At 65.9% G+C, this 14,908-nt stretch carries 13 protein-coding genes, 1 tRNA gene and 1 riboswitch; of the genes, 7 read left to right on the top strand and 7 right to left on the bottom strand.

Annotated features, from left to right (window positions below; translation table 11 throughout):
• Positions 1-11 precede the first annotated feature (11 nt).
• A complete protein-coding gene (locus AC27VE_RS08995) occupies positions 12-1,361 on the top strand; it encodes an MFS transporter (protein ID WP_088588441.1) in 1,350 nt (449 codons plus the stop codon).
• Positions 1,358-2,743: an amidase gene (locus AC27VE_RS08990; protein ID WP_488703645.1), complete on the top strand. Its 1,386-nt coding sequence runs from the start codon at positions 1,358-1,360 to the stop codon at positions 2,741-2,743. Before AC27VE_RS08995 ends, AC27VE_RS08990 begins: the two co-directional genes overlap by 4 nt.
• On the opposite strand, the gene AC27VE_RS08985 is transcribed toward AC27VE_RS08990, so the two are convergent.
• Positions 2,740-4,122 carry a lysozyme inhibitor LprI family protein gene (locus tag AC27VE_RS08985; RefSeq protein ID WP_488703644.1) on the bottom strand — a complete coding sequence of 461 codons (1,383 nt, stop codon included), beginning with the start codon at positions 4,120-4,122 and terminating at the stop codon, positions 2,740-2,742. The genes AC27VE_RS08990 and AC27VE_RS08985 overlap by 4 nt on opposite strands.
• Before the next feature lie 102 nt (positions 4,123-4,224).
• Here AC27VE_RS08985 and AC27VE_RS08980 point away from each other — a divergent pair, with 102 nt between their 5' ends.
• A complete protein-coding gene (locus tag AC27VE_RS08980; RefSeq protein WP_006224096.1) occupies positions 4,225-4,908 on the top strand; it encodes a MarC family NAAT transporter in 684 nt (227 codons plus the stop codon).
• Entirely contained in the window at positions 4,895-5,947 is a 1,053-nt protein-coding gene (locus AC27VE_RS08975; RefSeq protein WP_488703643.1) for an Lnb N-terminal periplasmic domain-containing protein, read from the top strand. The genes AC27VE_RS08980 and AC27VE_RS08975 overlap by 14 nt, the downstream gene beginning before the upstream one ends.
• Positions 5,948-5,959: 12 nt before the next feature.
• Here the strand turns inward: AC27VE_RS08975 and AC27VE_RS08970 are convergent, their stop codons facing one another.
• Positions 5,960-6,598, bottom strand: coding sequence for a TetR/AcrR family transcriptional regulator (locus tag AC27VE_RS08970; RefSeq protein WP_488703642.1), 639 nt, complete (start codon positions 6,596-6,598; stop codon positions 5,960-5,962).
• A 163-nt stretch (positions 6,599-6,761) separates the two neighbouring features.
• On the opposite strand from AC27VE_RS08970, the gene AC27VE_RS08965 reads away from it, so the two are divergent.
• Complete coding sequence (locus AC27VE_RS08965; protein WP_488703641.1) at positions 6,762-6,959, top strand: hypothetical protein; 198 nt, start codon at positions 6,762-6,764, stop codon at positions 6,957-6,959.
• A 63-nt stretch (positions 6,960-7,022) separates the two neighbouring features.
• Here the strand turns inward: AC27VE_RS08965 and AC27VE_RS08960 are convergent, their stop codons facing one another.
• Positions 7,023-8,309, bottom strand: coding sequence for an LLM class flavin-dependent oxidoreductase (locus AC27VE_RS08960; protein ID WP_488703640.1), 1,287 nt, complete (start codon positions 8,307-8,309; stop codon positions 7,023-7,025).
• A 5-nt stretch (positions 8,310-8,314) separates the two neighbouring features.
• Entirely contained in the window at positions 8,315-9,097 is a 783-nt protein-coding gene (locus tag AC27VE_RS08955) for a 3-oxoacyl-ACP reductase (RefSeq protein ID WP_488703639.1), read from the bottom strand.
• A 108-nt stretch (positions 9,098-9,205) separates the two neighbouring features.
• A riboswitch (TPP riboswitch) is annotated at positions 9,206-9,313 on the top strand.
• 104 nt (positions 9,314-9,417) lie between these two features.
• Between AC27VE_RS08955 and AC27VE_RS08950 the strand changes: the two genes are divergently transcribed.
• Complete coding sequence (locus AC27VE_RS08950) at positions 9,418-10,869, top strand: sodium:solute symporter family protein (protein WP_088588432.1); 1,452 nt, start codon at positions 9,418-9,420, stop codon at positions 10,867-10,869.
• Between the two features lie 69 nt (positions 10,870-10,938).
• Here the strand turns inward: AC27VE_RS08950 and AC27VE_RS08945 are convergent.
• From AC27VE_RS08945 to AC27VE_RS08935, 3 genes are all read right to left on the bottom strand, one after another.
• Positions 10,939-11,014: transfer RNA gene (locus tag AC27VE_RS08945), tRNA-Ala, on the bottom strand.
• 67 nt (positions 11,015-11,081) lie between these two features.
• Positions 11,082-11,864: an exodeoxyribonuclease III gene (gene xth / locus AC27VE_RS08940; RefSeq protein ID WP_006224089.1), complete on the bottom strand. Its 783-nt coding sequence runs from the start codon at positions 11,862-11,864 to the stop codon at positions 11,082-11,084.
• Positions 11,865-12,380: 516 nt separating this feature from the next.
• A complete protein-coding gene (locus AC27VE_RS08935; protein WP_488703638.1) occupies positions 12,381-13,184 on the bottom strand; it encodes a FadR/GntR family transcriptional regulator in 804 nt (267 codons plus the stop codon).
• 272 nt (positions 13,185-13,456) lie between these two features.
• On the opposite strand from AC27VE_RS08935, the gene AC27VE_RS08930 reads away from it, so the two are divergent.
• Positions 13,457-14,893 (top strand): aldehyde dehydrogenase family protein, encoded by a 1,437-nt coding sequence (locus AC27VE_RS08930; protein ID WP_167390054.1) that lies wholly within the window; start codon positions 13,457-13,459, stop codon positions 14,891-14,893.
• Positions 14,894-14,908 lie beyond the last annotated feature (15 nt).

The raw sequence follows: 14,908 nt of genomic DNA, 5'->3' as shown, positions 1-14,908 counted from the left end.
ATCGAATCGCAATGACAACTGAAAGCCAGAATTCCCGGTTCCGGTACCGGATCTTCACCATGGTCGTGCTGCTGGCGCTGATCAACTACATCGACCGCGGCGCCATGTCCTACGCAGCCGCGCACATCACCGGCGAGTACGGGCTGGACCGCGGGGCCTGGGGCTCGGTGCTGGGCTACTTCGGCTACGGCTACATGGTCGGCGCGCTGTTCGGCGGCATGCTGGCCGACCGCTACGGCCCGCGCAAAGTCTGGATCGTGGCCGGTGTCGCCTGGTCCGTGTTCGAAATCGCCACCGCCTGGGCGGGGGATTTCGGCCTGGCGTTCCTGGGCGGCTCGGCGCTGGCCGGCTTCGCCACCATTCGCATCCTGTTCGGCGCGGCCGAAGGGCCGGCGTACTCCATCATCAACAAGACCATCGCCAACTGGGCGACCACGCGCGAACGCGGCTTTGTGGTCGGGTTCGGCCTGCTCAGCACGCCGCTGGGCGCCCTGTTGACGGCGCCGGTGGCCGTGGGCCTGCTGACGCTGACCGACAGCTGGCGCGCCATGTTCTTCATCCTGGGCGGCGCGGGGTTGCTGGTGCTGGTGTTCTTCATGCGCATCTTCACCGATCGCCCCGAAACGAACCCGCGCGTGTCCCCGCAGGAACTGGCCGAAATCCAATCCTCGCGCGCCCAATCGGCCACTGGCGCCCAAGGCGCCGATGCACCCGTGCTGCCGTGGTGGAGTTTCTTCCGCAGCAAGACGTTGATGCTGAACACGCTGGGCTATTTCGCCTTCATGTACGTGAACTTCCTGCTGTTGACCTGGACACCCAAGTACCTGCAGGACAACTTCGGCTACAGCCTGTCGTCCCTCTGGTACATGGGCATGATTCCCTGGACCGGCGCCTGCATTACCGTGCTGCTGGGCGGCCGCATTTCGGACCTGCTCTTCAAGCGCACGGGTAGCCTGAAGATCGCCCGCAGCTGGTTCGCCGCCGCTTGCCTGCTGGCCACTACCCTGTGCTTCTTGCTGGTCTCGCAAGCGCAATCGGTGTTTGCCGTCATTGCGCTGATGACCCTGGCCAATGCGCTGAACGCCTTGCCCAACTCCGTCTACTGGGCCGTCGTGATCGACACCGCGCCCTCCAACCGCGTGGGCACCTTCAGCGGCCTGATGCACTTCTTCGCCAACATCGCCTCCATCCTGGCGCCGACCCTGACGGGCTACCTCACGGCGCGCCATGGCTACTCGGTGATGTTCATCGCCGCATCGGTGGCGACAGCCGTCGGCATGGTCGCTATGCTTCAGGTGCGCCCGGGCGTGGGCCCGCGCATGCCCGCCAGTCCGGCCCAGCCTTCCGGAGCTTCCCAATGACCCAAACCCACCCGACTTCCCCGCAACTTGCCGTCGAACCCGGATTCTTCCGGGGGCGCCGCATCGCCGACTTGCAGCAGGCCATGGCCAGCGGCAGCCTGACCGCCGAGGATCTGGTGCGCCACGCGGGCGCCGCTATTGAACGGCTGAACCCGCAGCTCAACGCCTTTGTCCACGTCGACATCGCCGCCGCGCTGGCCATCGCCCGCGAACGCGACGCCGAACGGGCAAGCGGCAAGGTGAGGGGGCCGTTGCACGGCATTCCCGTCGCCATCAAAGACAACGTCGATACGGCCGACATGCCCACGACGATGGGCGCCGCCCATTTCCTCGGCCACCGGCCGCAGGTGGACGCGCGCTGCGTGGCGCTGCTGCGCGAAGCCGGCGCCATCGTCGTCGGCAAGACGCTGACGCATGAATTCGCCTACGGTCCCACCGGCGACCGCAGCGTGCAAGGCGCGGCGCGCAACCCGTGGCGCACCTCTCAGATGACGGGCGGTTCCAGCGCCGGCAGTGCCGCCGCAGTGGCCGCCGGCATGGTGCCGGTGGCGCTGGGCACGGATACCGGCGGTTCCGTGCGCGTCCCCTCCGCGCTATGCGGCCTGGTGGGCTTCAAGCCCACGCATGGCCGCGTCTCGGATGCGGGCGTGTTCCCGTTGGCGCCTACGCTGGAAGACCCGGGCGTGCTGGCCAACTGCGTGGAAGACTCGCAGGTTTTCATGCAGGCCTTGAGCGGCGGCGCGATTGCTCCCACTCCCGCCATCGCCGCCACGGGCGGCCTGCGGATGGGATGGGTGGCCAACGTTCCCTTTGCCATTGATGACGCGGCCGTCACCGCCTGCGTGCGGGCGGCAGCGGAACGCTTTGCGGGCGGTGCCGTGCAAGCGGCGCCCGAGGTCACGCCGCACGCGCGTGCCTTGCAAAGCGCGCTGGGCGCCATTCAGCGCGCGGAAGCCTATGAGGTGCACGCCGAGCGCGTCGAATCCGAACCCGGCAAGTTCGATCCGGAAGTGCTGGAACGCCTGCGGGCCTCGCGCCCGGTGCAGGGGTGGGAGTATGTGCGGGCCCTGAAGGAAAGGGCACGCCTGCAAGCCGAATTCGCGCGGCTGTTCCAGCAGGTAGATGTGCTGGCGTTGCCCGCCGTCGCCATCACCGCGCCCGCCTTGCAGCAACGCAGCGTGGCGGGCCCCGGCAGCGCCGGTGTGCGCGAGACCTTGCTGGGCTTGACCAACCCGTGGAACGTGCTGGGCCTGCCCGCCATCAGCCTGCCTGCGGGCTGGGTGAACGGCATGCCGGTGGGCTTGCAACTGGTGGCCGCGGCGGGCGCCGACGAGGCCCTGCTGGCGCTGGCCGCCAGCCGTTGGCAAGCGCCGTCGTTCTAAATCGGCCCGACCGAGGTCCCGAAACGGATGGCGCGGCGCTTGCCCTGCACGGAGAATTCCTCTTCGGCGCCGTCCGCTTCGGAAGAACGCACCCACATCATGGCCGACAGGCCGGATTTCGCGTCGTAGCTGCCGAACCAATCGATCAGCCGTCCGACATAGCAGCGCGCGCCGACGTGCACCGCGACATCGGCCACGGTCTCGTAGGAATAGTGTCCCGGGCCGTATTGGTAGTAGCGGTCCCGCTCGTCCTCTTTCACGCCCGCGGGAATGGGGCACAGCGGCCGGGCCGGCGCGCCGGGCTGGCTGGTCGAGCCTTCGCCACGCGCGGATTCGGGGTCGATCCGGGCCAATGCCTGCGTCAGGCCCGCAAGCATGGCGTCATCCAGCACCACGACCTGGGCTTTGTCGGAACGCTTCTGTTCCTTCGGCACCTGCAGTTGATAGCGGTATTGCACGGTCAGCGTGGGCACCTCGCCCACCGCGTGGAAGGGGCGTAGCAGGTGGATGTGATCCACGCCATAGGTGCTGTTGCGGTACGCCGCGTAGACGCGGCCGCGCAGGCGGATCCATTCGCCCGCCTGGTTCGAGCCGCGGCCGTTCAGTGTGTACAGGCCGGACGCGGCTTCGCCGTGCGCGCCAGTAGCCTCGGTATAGCGCCCACCATTGCGGCGCAGCGCGCTGATGTCCGAGAACAGGCCCGTGCCGCCCGTGTACGAATCCACCACCAGGTCGCGCTGGCCATCGCCATCCAGATCCATCAAGGTATAAGACGCGACGCCGTTCTCGCCACCGGCGTCAATGCCGGAGGCCTGCAAGGCCTGCCATTCGTCCGGCGTGACGCCTTCGGGCCGCTTGGTGGGGAATTGCGCTTGGTCGTCATCGTCGTTTTCGCGCACATTGGCGAAGGTCGTCGCGCCGGTCTTGATGGATAACGCCGTCAACGTGTCTTCCACGGGAAATTCGGCGTTCGTCCGGCTGGCGGCTTCCACGGCCTGGCGCAGGTCTTCCAGCGCTAACCGATCTGTCTCGTCCGGCACGTAGGCAGTGGCGCTGCGCAACATGTCCTGCAATGCGCTCAGGCGCAACAGATATTGGTCGCGGATGCAGCTGGCCTGGGCGCCGCAGCGGTTGCGTGCGCGGAGCCAGTCGCGCTGGTCCTGGCGCAAAGTGTCGCGTCCGTCCGGGCGGGCGGCCCCCAGTTTGCCGTATGCCGCCGACAGCTCGTTGTCTTGGCGCAGCAGGTTCGCGTCGGCGCAGATGGCCAGTTCGGTGGGGGTCTTGGCTTGCGCGCAATTCATGCCGGCGGCGAGCGCGGGCTGGGCAAGCGGCGCCAGCGCGAGTAGAGCGCCAAGCAGGGGTTTGGGGATCAGCGTCAAAGTTCGGCGAGAAGTGTGTAAGGTAGAGTGCATTACACGATTGAACCGTTGAACCAGGCAAGCCGCCCGTTGCGGCCCGCGCCAATTTTTGTTGTGAGTTCCATGATTGATGACCTGATCCAACTGGGCAAGCTGATCAGCCTTGGTCTGGCGCTGATGCTGCCGCTGGCCAATCCGCTGACTTCCATGACGCTGCTGTTGTCCCTGGGCCAGCAGATCCCCTACAAAGAGCGCGAACGCCAGGTCACCCAGGCCGCCTTCTATGTCGTCGGCATCATGCTGGTGACTTATTACGCGGGCGCGTGGATCATGCACACCTTCGGCATTTCGATCCCGGGGCTGCGCATCGCGGGCGGCCTGATCGTGGTCAGTATCGGGTTCAGCATGCTGTTTCCGCCTGCTGAGTCGCGCACGCTGGAATCCGAGGCGGCGGCCGACGCGCAGCAGCGGCAAACACCGAATATCGCGTTCGTGCCGCTGGCGCTGCCCGGCACGGCGGGGCCGGGCACCATTGCCATGATCATCAGCGGCGCCGCGTCCGTCGATACCGCGATCACGCCCGACTACGCGCCGTGGGTGATCGCGGTGACGCCGATCATCGTGTTCGCGTTGCTCGGTGTCTTCTTCTGGGTGTGCCTGCGTTCAGCAGGCCGCATCGTGGCCGTGATCGGCCAAAGCGGCGTCGAAGCGATCTCGCGCGTCATGGGCTTCCTGCTCGTTTGCATGGGGGTCCAATTCGTGATCAACGGCGTCCTGGAAATCGTGAGCCAGCATGCAGGCGGCTAGCCAGTCGGCCCGCGGCGGTTGGCTGCGCCGTGGCGCCTCCATCGCAGGACGCCTCATCGGCAGCCTGCTGGTCGCGGCATCCGCCGTGTGGGGTGTCTTGGCGCTGGTTTATCAGGCGCCCGGCGGACGATGGGGCAGGGCGGCGGCCATCCTGCTCTGGGCGGTGCTGTGCATCGGGGCGCTGGTTGCCCTGTGGCGGGCGGGCCCGTGGCGCCGGCGAGCTGCATGGGCCTACGTGGCCGGCTTGGTTGCGCTGTGCGGATGGTGGCAGACGCTTGCGCCGTCCAACGACCGCATTTGGGCGGACGATGTGGCGAAGATGCTGCGGGGCACGGTCCATGGGCCGATCGTCACGCTTGAGAACGTGCGCAATTTCGATTGGCGCTCTGACAACGACTACACCGTACGCTGGGAAACCCGCCAGTACGACCTGGACCAACTGGTGTCGGTGGACATGGCGCTGTCGTACTGGGCAGGCCCCGCGATCGCCCATACGCTGGTGTCTTTCGGCTTCTCGGACGGCCGTCACGTGGTGTTCTCGGTCGAGATCCGCAAAGAGCGCGGCGAGCAATTCTCGGAGATCGGCGGATTTTTCAAGCAGTTCGAACTGAGCGTAGTGGCCGCGGAAGAGCGCGACATCCTGTATGTGCGTGCAGGTCCGCGCGGCGAAAGCGTCTACCTGTATCCGGTTCGCATGCCCGTGCCCGCCATGCGCGAGCTGTTCCTGTCGTACGTCACCACCGCCAACGCGCTGGTCGATACGCCCCGCTTCTATCACACGGTCACCGCCAACTGCACGACGCTGGTCTATCAAATGGTGCGCGCCATTGTCCCAGGCTTGCCGCTAGACACCCGCATCCTGCTGTCGGGCTATCTGCCTGAGTACCTGTATGAGCAGGGCGGTCTGGATGCCGGCGTTCCCTTGGAGGTGTTGCGCCAGCGGGCCGCAGTGGGCCCGCTTGCCGCCCCGGGCGGCGACGCCGTGGCGTTTTCCCGTCAGATCCGCCGGCATGATGCCCCACCGGGCGCCACGCCATAGCGCCGATGGCAACTACGCCTGATAGGCGCGCAGCAGGGTGTCGACGCCGTAATGACAGGTGGCCAGGTGGTCGGCGTGCGGGCCCTCGGCATAACCGCCGACCAACCGGGCATGGAACGCAATGCCATTGATCAGGTTGCCCAAGGTCAGCGCGGCCTGGCGCGGGTCGTCGATCTTGAGTTCGCCCCGTTCGCAGGCGTGCCGCAGGCACTGTTCCAGCGGCGAATGGACTTGGCGGTCCACCGCCTCCTGCAAAGCCGCGGCCAGTTGCGGCATCCGGTGGCATTCCGACACCAGCAAGCGGTGCAGGGCGGCCGACCTGGGTTGGACGGCATAGGCGAGCAAGCGCACGGCCAGATCGTGCAGGGCCGCACCAACGGCTTGACCGCAGGGGGTCGCCAGGAACACCGTGGTCCGCAAATTGTCCAATTCGTACTGCAGCACCGCGGCCAGCATGCCTTCCTTGTTGCCGAATAGCTGATAAGCCGTCGCGGCAGACCCACCGGCTTGCTGCACGATGCGTTGGATGGAAGTCTGTGCGTAACCGTGTTCCAGCAGGGATTGGCTGGCCACTTCAAGCAGCCGCAGCCGCCGGGCTTCGCCCTTGCTGGTCAGTGCGCGCGACGTCGAATCGGTCGAATCACAGATCACCTGTTTCTCCCTGTTTCCGAAGCGTGATTTCGGACCAATTTACTCCACTTCGGACTAGTAATGTAGAGTACATTACACTCTTGAGCGCGTCACGCGTGCGCATTTCTTACGTGGGTTTTGGGCCTGGTATCAGAACCGGGCTGTTTTGAAGGAGGGCGCCAAGATGTTCTGGTTGGCCCTGAGTATTGCCCTGATTATTGCGGTCGCCATCGGTGCGATCCTGTTACGCCACCCCGGCGTTGTCCTTTACGACTGGATCGCCACTCGTCAAGCTGCCGCTCGCGCTCGTCCTGCCATGCCCGCACCGCAGGCGCAGCCCCGCCCCGCCAAGCACGCCGAACCCGCCGCCCTGGCGGGATAGCAAAAGGCCGTCCCCCCGCTGGTCAGGTGGGTATCGGCGGCGGATCGAGTTATCGAACCGGGCTTAGCGGCGTGGTCGTTGTAACCCCAGATGGCCGCGCAGCGTGCTGTGTTCATAGTCGGTGCGAAATAGCCCGCGCTTCTGCAGGACGGGAACGACGTGGTCGACAAAGTCGTCGATGCCGCTCGGCAAGGCAGGGGGCATCAAGTTGAAGCCGTCCGCCCCTTCGTTTCTGAACCAGGTTTCCATCTGATCCGCAATCTGCTCGGGCGTGCCGACCATGGTGCAGTGGCCGCCGCCAGCGGCTAGCCGGCCCAGCAACTGGCGCACGGTGGGCTGTTCGGTCTCGATGATTCGCAGAATAGTGGCGTACCGGCCTTTCGGTCCCTTGAAATCGGCCAAGGGGGGAAGCGCCGGCACCGGCGCGTCCAGTTCCCAGCCCGAGCAGTCCTGCGGCACGAACGTCCCCAGTTGGCGCAGCGACGCATCGCTGGGCAGCAGTACGTCCAGCTCGCGTTGCTTGGCCCGGGCTTCGGCTTCGGTCGAGCCGACATAGGCGACCAGGCCCGGCATGATCGGGACAAAGGCGTCGCGGCCTGCGGCGCGCACGCGCTGCTTGATGTCGCGGTAATAGGACTGCGCCGCGGGCAGGTCGTACGCCACGGCGTAAATGGCCTCGGCGCGCCGGGCGGCCAGATCGCGACCCTGGTCGGAGGCGCCGGCCTGGAACAGCACGGGGTGGCCCTGCGGCGGGCGCGGGACGGTCAGCGGGCCGTCGACCAGGAAATGGTCGCCGTGATGGTGAATCGGATGAACCCGTTCAGGCACGCCGTACACCCCCTCGCGGTCGATCGCCAACGCCTCGTCTTCCCACGAGTCGAACAGCCGGAGCGCGACATCCACGAATTCTTCGGCTCGGGCATAGCGCCAGTCGTGTCCGGGCATGGCTTCGTAGCCATGGTTGCGCGCCTCGGCGTCGAACATGGAGGTCACCACGTTCCAGCCCATGCGGCCGCCAGAAATGTGGTCCAGCGACGCGACCATGCGGGCGGCATGGAAGGGGGTGAAGAAGGTGCTGGAGACGGTGCTGATCAGGCCGATGCGGGTCGTGGCCCGCGCAATGGCCGCCATGGTGGTCAGCGGTTCCAGATACCAGCGCGGTCCATCGCCGATGTTGTCCATCGACTGCCCGTCGGCGAAGAAGATGGCGTCCAGCTTGCCGCGCTCGGCGGTGCGGGCCAGCGCTTCGTAATAGCTGATGTCGCCCAGGCGTTCGGCCGCTGAATCCGGGTGGCGCCACGCTGCGCGGTGGTGGCCGCAGCCGAAGATGAACAGGTTCAGGTGCATCATGACGGTCAATTCTTGACGAGCCCGCCGTCCACGACGAGGTTCTGGCCGGTCACGCTGCGCGACCAGGGGCTGGCGAAGAACAGCACGGCGTCGGCGAATTGCTCGGGCGTGGTGACGGCGCGCAGCGGCGTGCTGGCGGCGATCAGGTCGAACACCGCTTCGGGCGTGGCGGCCGACGCGTCGGTCGTGCGCAGCAAACCGCCCGACACCATGTTGACGGTGATGCCGTCGGGGCCCAGGTCTTGCGACAACGTGCGCGTGAACGACAGCAGGGCGGCCTTGGCGGCCGTGTAGTCGTGGTAGGGCACGACGGGGTTCTGGACCAGGTTGGTGCCAATGTTGATGATGCGGCCGACGCCGGCGCCGCGCATCCCGGGCAATGCTGCCTGCGTGGTGTTCAGCGCACCGCGCACGCTGCCTTCGATCTGCTGGTTCAGGTTGTCCCAGGTCAGCGTGTCGGCATGCGGGCGGGCGTCGCCATTGAATTGGAAGGCGGGCAGGGCGTTGTTGACGACGGTCGTGACCGGCATGCCGAAGTGGCTTTGCGCCTGAGCGACCATCGCTTGCACCGCTTGCGCGTCGCGCACGTCGGCCTGGATGGCTAGTGCGCGGCCCGGCTCGGTGGCGGCCAGTGCCTGCGCGGCGTCGGCGCTGTTCAGGTAATTGATGACCACGCGGGCGCCTTCGCGCAGGAAGGCGCGCGTGATGTGCGCGCCCAGGCCGCGGGGGCCGCCCGTGACAATGACCAGTTGTTCGTTCAGGGCGGGGGCGGAGTGTGCAGGTGACATGATCGGGCTCGTCGTTTCCATCGGCAGGCACGCAAACGGGTGCCGCAAGCGGGCGAACTTAGCATGAAACCATGCGTTGACATTGCCTCGCCGCTCTCCTAATCTTGCGGCAATTCCTGGGGGAGCCCTGTTTCGGGCTGAGACTCCGCGTCATCGCGGTAACCCTTTGAACCTGATCCGGGTAATGCCGGCGAAGGGAAGGACATCGCACGACTCGTGCGCCCTCCCTAGCTTTTCATCCATCTTGCGGCCCCTGCATCCAGTCGGGCCGCTTTGTCGCGCGCCCGGCTGCCGGCCGGTCGCGGGAGGGCTGTACCACCATGTTGACCCAATCCACCGCCTTGATGTGGCTGCTGCTGTTTTCAGGCGGTTTCGCGCTGGCCAGCGTGCTCTACACGCGGCGCAAGCGCGGCACGCTGGAAGACTACATCGTGGCCCGCAACAGCCAGGGCGCCTTCGGCACCATCCTGACACTGATGGCGTCCACCTTGGGCGCCTGGATCTTGTTCTCGCCGGCACAGGCCGCGACTTGGGGCGGCCTGGCCGCGGTGATCGGCTATGCGCTGGGTTCCATGTCGCCGCGCCTGGTCATGATTCCGCTGGGGCGGCGCATGCGCGAACTGATCCCGCACGGGCACACGCTGACTGAATTTCTGATGGCGCGTTATGGGCGGCCCATGTACGGCTTGGCGCTCTTCATCATGCTGTTCTATCTCTTCATCGCCTTGTCGGCCGAAGTGACCGCGATCGCCAAACTGGTCACCATGCTGGCGCCGGTGCCGCTGTGGGCGACCGCGGCCATCGTGATGGGCACGACCCTGCTGTACACCACGTACGGCGGGTTGCGTTCGTCGATCTTCACGGACCAGGTGCAGATGATGGTCATCGTGCCCTTGCTCGTGATCCTGTGCGTGGTCGGCTGGCAGGCGGCGGGCGGCGCGTTGCCGACGATCGAAGCGTTGCAGGCCAAGGCGCCCCAATTGCTGGACGTGACGGATCCGGGCGGCGTGAAGGCCGGGCTGACGTTTTTCGTGGCGATCCTGCTGACGGGCATCTTTCACCAGGGCAACTGGCAGCGCATCTATGCCGCGAAAGATGCGCGTGCGATGCGCAACGGCTTCCTCTTGGGTGGCATCCTGGCCGCCCCGTTCATCTTCCTGATGGGTTTGTTCGGCCTGGCCTTTGTGGGGCTGGCCCCGGCGGGCGACAGTTCGATCGCGCTGTTCAGCGTGATCATGCCGCATGCGCCCGCGTGGTTTGTCATCGCGCTGATTCCGCTGGGCCTGTCGCTGGTGATGAGCACGGCCGACACGGCGATCAGCGCGGTGTCCAGCATCGTCGCGGTGGACATGCGCCGCCTGATGCCCAACGCCAACGGCATGGACATGAAGCGGCTGGCCCGCTGGGCGGTGCTGCTGCTGGCCATCCCGGTCATGATCGTGGCCTCGCAGGGCTATAGCGTGCTGTACCTGTTCCTGCTGGCGGACCTGCTGTGCTCGGCTGCCGCCTTCCCGGTGTTCTACGGCTTGTTCAGCCGCAAGCATGACGGCCTGACCGCGACCACCGCGACGGTCTCTGGCCTGGTGGCGGGCCTGTTCTTCTTCCCCGCGCCCGGCGACAAGCCGACGTTCCTGTTGGAATCCTTCCTGTTGGCGGCGTTCGTGCCGGTCGCAACGACCGTGTTGATGCGCTTGTTGCGGCGCGGCCGCCAGGAATTCGATTTCGCGACGCTGAGCGCGGCCGTGCGCCGGCTGGATCAGGACGCGGTGTAGGGCAAACGCGGCGGTAAAACAAAAAAGCCTTGGAACACAAACGTGTCCAAGGCTCTTTTGTCTGGAATTTGGTGGAGCGGAGGAGGATCGAACTCCCGACCTTCGCATTGCGAACGCGACGCTCTCCCAGCTGAGCTACCGCCCCATGAAGCAAGACCAAAACTATACAGGAACAATCTGGCGGCGCGCAACACGCCGCCAGACAAAAATTTTCAGACGAATTCCAGGGTGGCGATCACCGGCGCGTGGTCCGATGGCTGCTCGTTGCGGCGGGGTTCCTTGTCGATCACGCAGGCGACGCAGCGCTTGACCAGCGGGGCCGACAAGAGGACGTGGTCGATCCGAAGACCGGCGTTGCGGCGGAAGGCGAACTGGCGGTAATCCCACCACGAAAACGACTTTTCCGGCTGTTCGAACAGGCGGAAGGAGTCCGTCAGGCCCAGGTCGAGCAAAGCACGCAGCGCGGCGCGTTCCGGCTCGGACACAAGGACCTGGCCTTCCCATTTCTCGGGGTTGTGCACGTCTTCGTCGGCGGGGGCGATGTTGTAGTCACCCAGCACGGCCAGGCGCGGGTACTGCTTGATCTCTTCGGCCAACCAGTTGTGCATGGCCTCGTACCACGCCAGCTTGTAGACGTACTTGTCCGAATCCAGCGACTGGCCGTTGGGGCAGTAGGCGCACACGACGCGCACGTCGCCTTCGGGGCTGGGAAAGGTCAGTGCCAGGACGCGTTGCTGGGGGTCTTCGTAGCCGGGGATATTGCGCACCATGGATGTGCCAGGCACGCGCGAAATGATGGCGACGCCGTTGTACGTTTTCTGGCCAGCCCAGACCGCGTGGTAGCCGGCTTCCTTGAAGGCGGCCTCGGGGAACTTGTCGTCGGTGAGCTTCAGTTCCTGGATGCACAGCACGTCGACCGGATTGGCGGCCAGCCAATCCAGGACTTGCTGCAGGCGCACGTTCAGGGAGTTCACGTTCCAGGTGGCTAATTTCATGGTTCTTATCGGTCGTTGACGAGTGCTGCGGCGCTTGCGCCAGCAAGTTCCGGAAAGACGCCGCTGGCTTGGATGCAGCATGCGCGACTGGCCGTGGCGGGCCATCCGGGCGAACGACGAATGATACCTTGCGTGGCCCTGGGTGTAGCGGGCGCCGCGCTCCGTTTGCCGGGCCCGCGCGGCAAACACTGACGCAACAATCTAGTGAGAATTGCTGAACATTATCGCCCGTATCATTTTGTAGTATCTCCACTGAAAGAATAATGAAAGGTGGAGAAAATGGCGATTTGCAGTGAATGCGAGGGCATCGTGCAGCAAACGCGCGGGGCGGCCGGCCATGCCGGGCTGATCAGCCTTGGGGCCGTGCGCAGCTTGGCGGCCGTCAGCCGCAAGGCGAACCACGAAGCTTTTGTCTGCGGGGTTTGCGATACCGAATGGGACTACTTGCACGACAAGCGGGACCCCAAGGCTGGGTGGACGCGGAATTGATGGGCGCAAACCCGCCGCGCAAGCGGGTCAATGCTCCGAGCCGCTGTTGAGCATCCGGCTCTTGGCCTTTTCGATATGCGCGCGCATGACATTGCGGGCGCCGTCGGCGTCCTGGTCCCGGATCAGGCGGTAGATGTGACGGTGTTCGTCGATTGCGGCGCGCGTGCGCTTCCAGGGTTCGCTGTGGACCAGGTGGCGCATGACGTTCACGGCGTGGCTGACGTCGTACTCCAGCGATTTCAGGACCTGGACGAAGCGCTGGTTGCTGGTGGCCGCCGCGATGGCACGGTGAAAGCCGTAGTCGTGGTGGTGGGCGATGGCGCCTGAGGCGTCGGCCTCTTCGTAGCCCGTCAGCATGCGGTCCATCTCGTGCAGGTCGTCGGTGGTGCGGCGCAGGGCGGCCAGGTAGGCGCATTCGGGCTCGATCACCATGCGCAGCTCCAGGCCTTCCAGAATGTGGCCGACGCGGCGCGCAGGGTCCACGGCGGGCATGCCGCCCATCAGGTCGGGCTTGGCGCGCACATAGGTGCCTGATCCGCGGATGGAGTCGACCAACTGGTCTTCGCGCAATCGGTCGAGTGCTTGCCGGACCACAGGGCGAGACACCTCGAACAGCGCCGCCAGTTCCAGTTCGGTGGGCAGCTTGTTGCCGGGCGCGATCTTGCCGGTGGCGATGGCGTAGAACAGGCTTTCATAGACGCGTTCGGCAAAGCGCTCGGCGCGCACATAGCCCAGGCCAGAGGCCACTTCGGCCAGCACGTCCAGTTCGGGACGGGGGCGGGCGGCGGCTTCCAACAACGATTCCAGCTGCGGGTCACGCACGTCGCTCATCGGCGCGCTCCTGATGAATATGCCGGGTTTGTCATTCGTGATGACAAGCCGCGGCGGGGTGGGATTCCAGTCTAAATCCCTGAAATATTAGGGATTACCCGAGGCGTCAGGAAAATGTCCTGAAGCTTGGGACAAAAGCTGTCAATTCAATTGACAAGTTGCGGCGGCCTCTCGTACCTTGCTTGAAACCTCATGGATTCCTGCCCGAGACGCTGCATGCGCGTCGGCGCCTTTTCCGCAACGGGCCGTTCGGCCGCTACTTTACTCCGCACATCGTGACTCAGAAGAACTTTATCGCCAATGAATGGGTGGCTGCTGCCGCCGGTGAAACCATTCCCGTCCTGAACCCGTCCGATGGCAAGGCCTTCGAGGCGATCGCCCGTTCGGGCGAGGCGGATATCGACCGCGCCGTGCAGGCCGCCCGCCAGGCGTTTGAAGGCGAGTGGGGCCAGATGGCGCCCGCCGCGCGCAGCCGGTTGCTGATGCGCATCGCGTTTGCGCTGCTGGACCGGCAGGAAGAATTGGCGCAGCTGGAATCGGCCGATACGGGCAAGCCCATCAAGCAGGCCCGCGCGGACGCCGCGGCAGTTGCACGCTATTTCGAGTTCTATGCCGGCGCGGTCGACAAGCTGCATGGCGAGACCATTCCCTACACCCCGGGCTTCACCGTGCTGACCGTACGCGAAGCGCATGGCGTGACGGGCCACATCGTGCCCTGGAACTACCCCCTGCAGATCTTCGGCCGCAGCGTCGGCGCGGCGCTGGCCGCGGGCAACGCCTGCGTGGTCAAGCCCGCCGAAGACGCGTGCCTGTCGCTGTTGAAGCTGGCCGAGATCGCCGCCGAAGTGGGCCTGCCCGCCGGCGCGTTGAACATCGTCACCGGCTACGGCCATGAAGCCGGCGCTGCGTTGACCGCGCATCCGGGCATCGACCACATCTCGTTCACCGGTTCGCCGCAGACGGGCAAGATGGTGGCGCACGCCGCCGCGGAAAACCATGTGCCGGTCACGCTGGAACTGGGCGGCAAGTCGCCGCAGGTCGTGTTCGACGACGCCGACCTGGATGCCGCCATGCCGGTGCTGCTGGCCGCCATCATCCAGAACGCCGGCCAGACCTGCTCGGCCGGCAGCCGCGTGCTGATTCAGCGCGGCGTGTATGAAACCGTGATCAAGCGTCTGTCGGAGGCCTTCTCGGCCACCGTCACCGGCCCGGCCGCGCAAGACCTGGACGTGGGCCCGCTGATCAGCGCTCGCCAGCATGACCGCGTGCGGGGTTTCCTGGCCGAGGCCGAAAGCGAAGGCTTGAAGGTTGCCGCGCGCGGCAAGCTGAAGGACGGCACGCCGGAGTCCGGCTACTACCAGCCGCCCGTGCTGTTTCGCGACGTGCCGCCCGACAGCCGCCTGGCGCAGGAAGAAGTGTTCGGCCCGGTGCTGGCCGCGATGGTGTTCGACACCGAGGAAGAAGCGCTGGAAATCGCCAACGGCACGCTGTACGGCCTGGTGGCCGGCGTGTGGACCCGCGATGGCGCGCGCCAGATGCGCCTGGCCCGCAAGCTGCGCGCCGGCCAGGTGTTCGTCAACAACTACGGCGCCGGCGGCGGCGTGGAGCTTCCGTTCGGCGGTTCGCGCCAATCCGGCTATGGCCGTGAAAAGGGCTTCGAAGCACTGTACGGCTTCACCACGCTGAAGACCATCGCGATCCGTCATTGATCGCGCGGCGGGTGG

The sequence above is a fragment of the Achromobacter sp. 18P8.1.1 genome, assembly GCF_057799415.1.
Note: the sequence above shows the minus strand (reverse complement) of the source record. Positions and strands in the feature narration are given on the sequence as shown.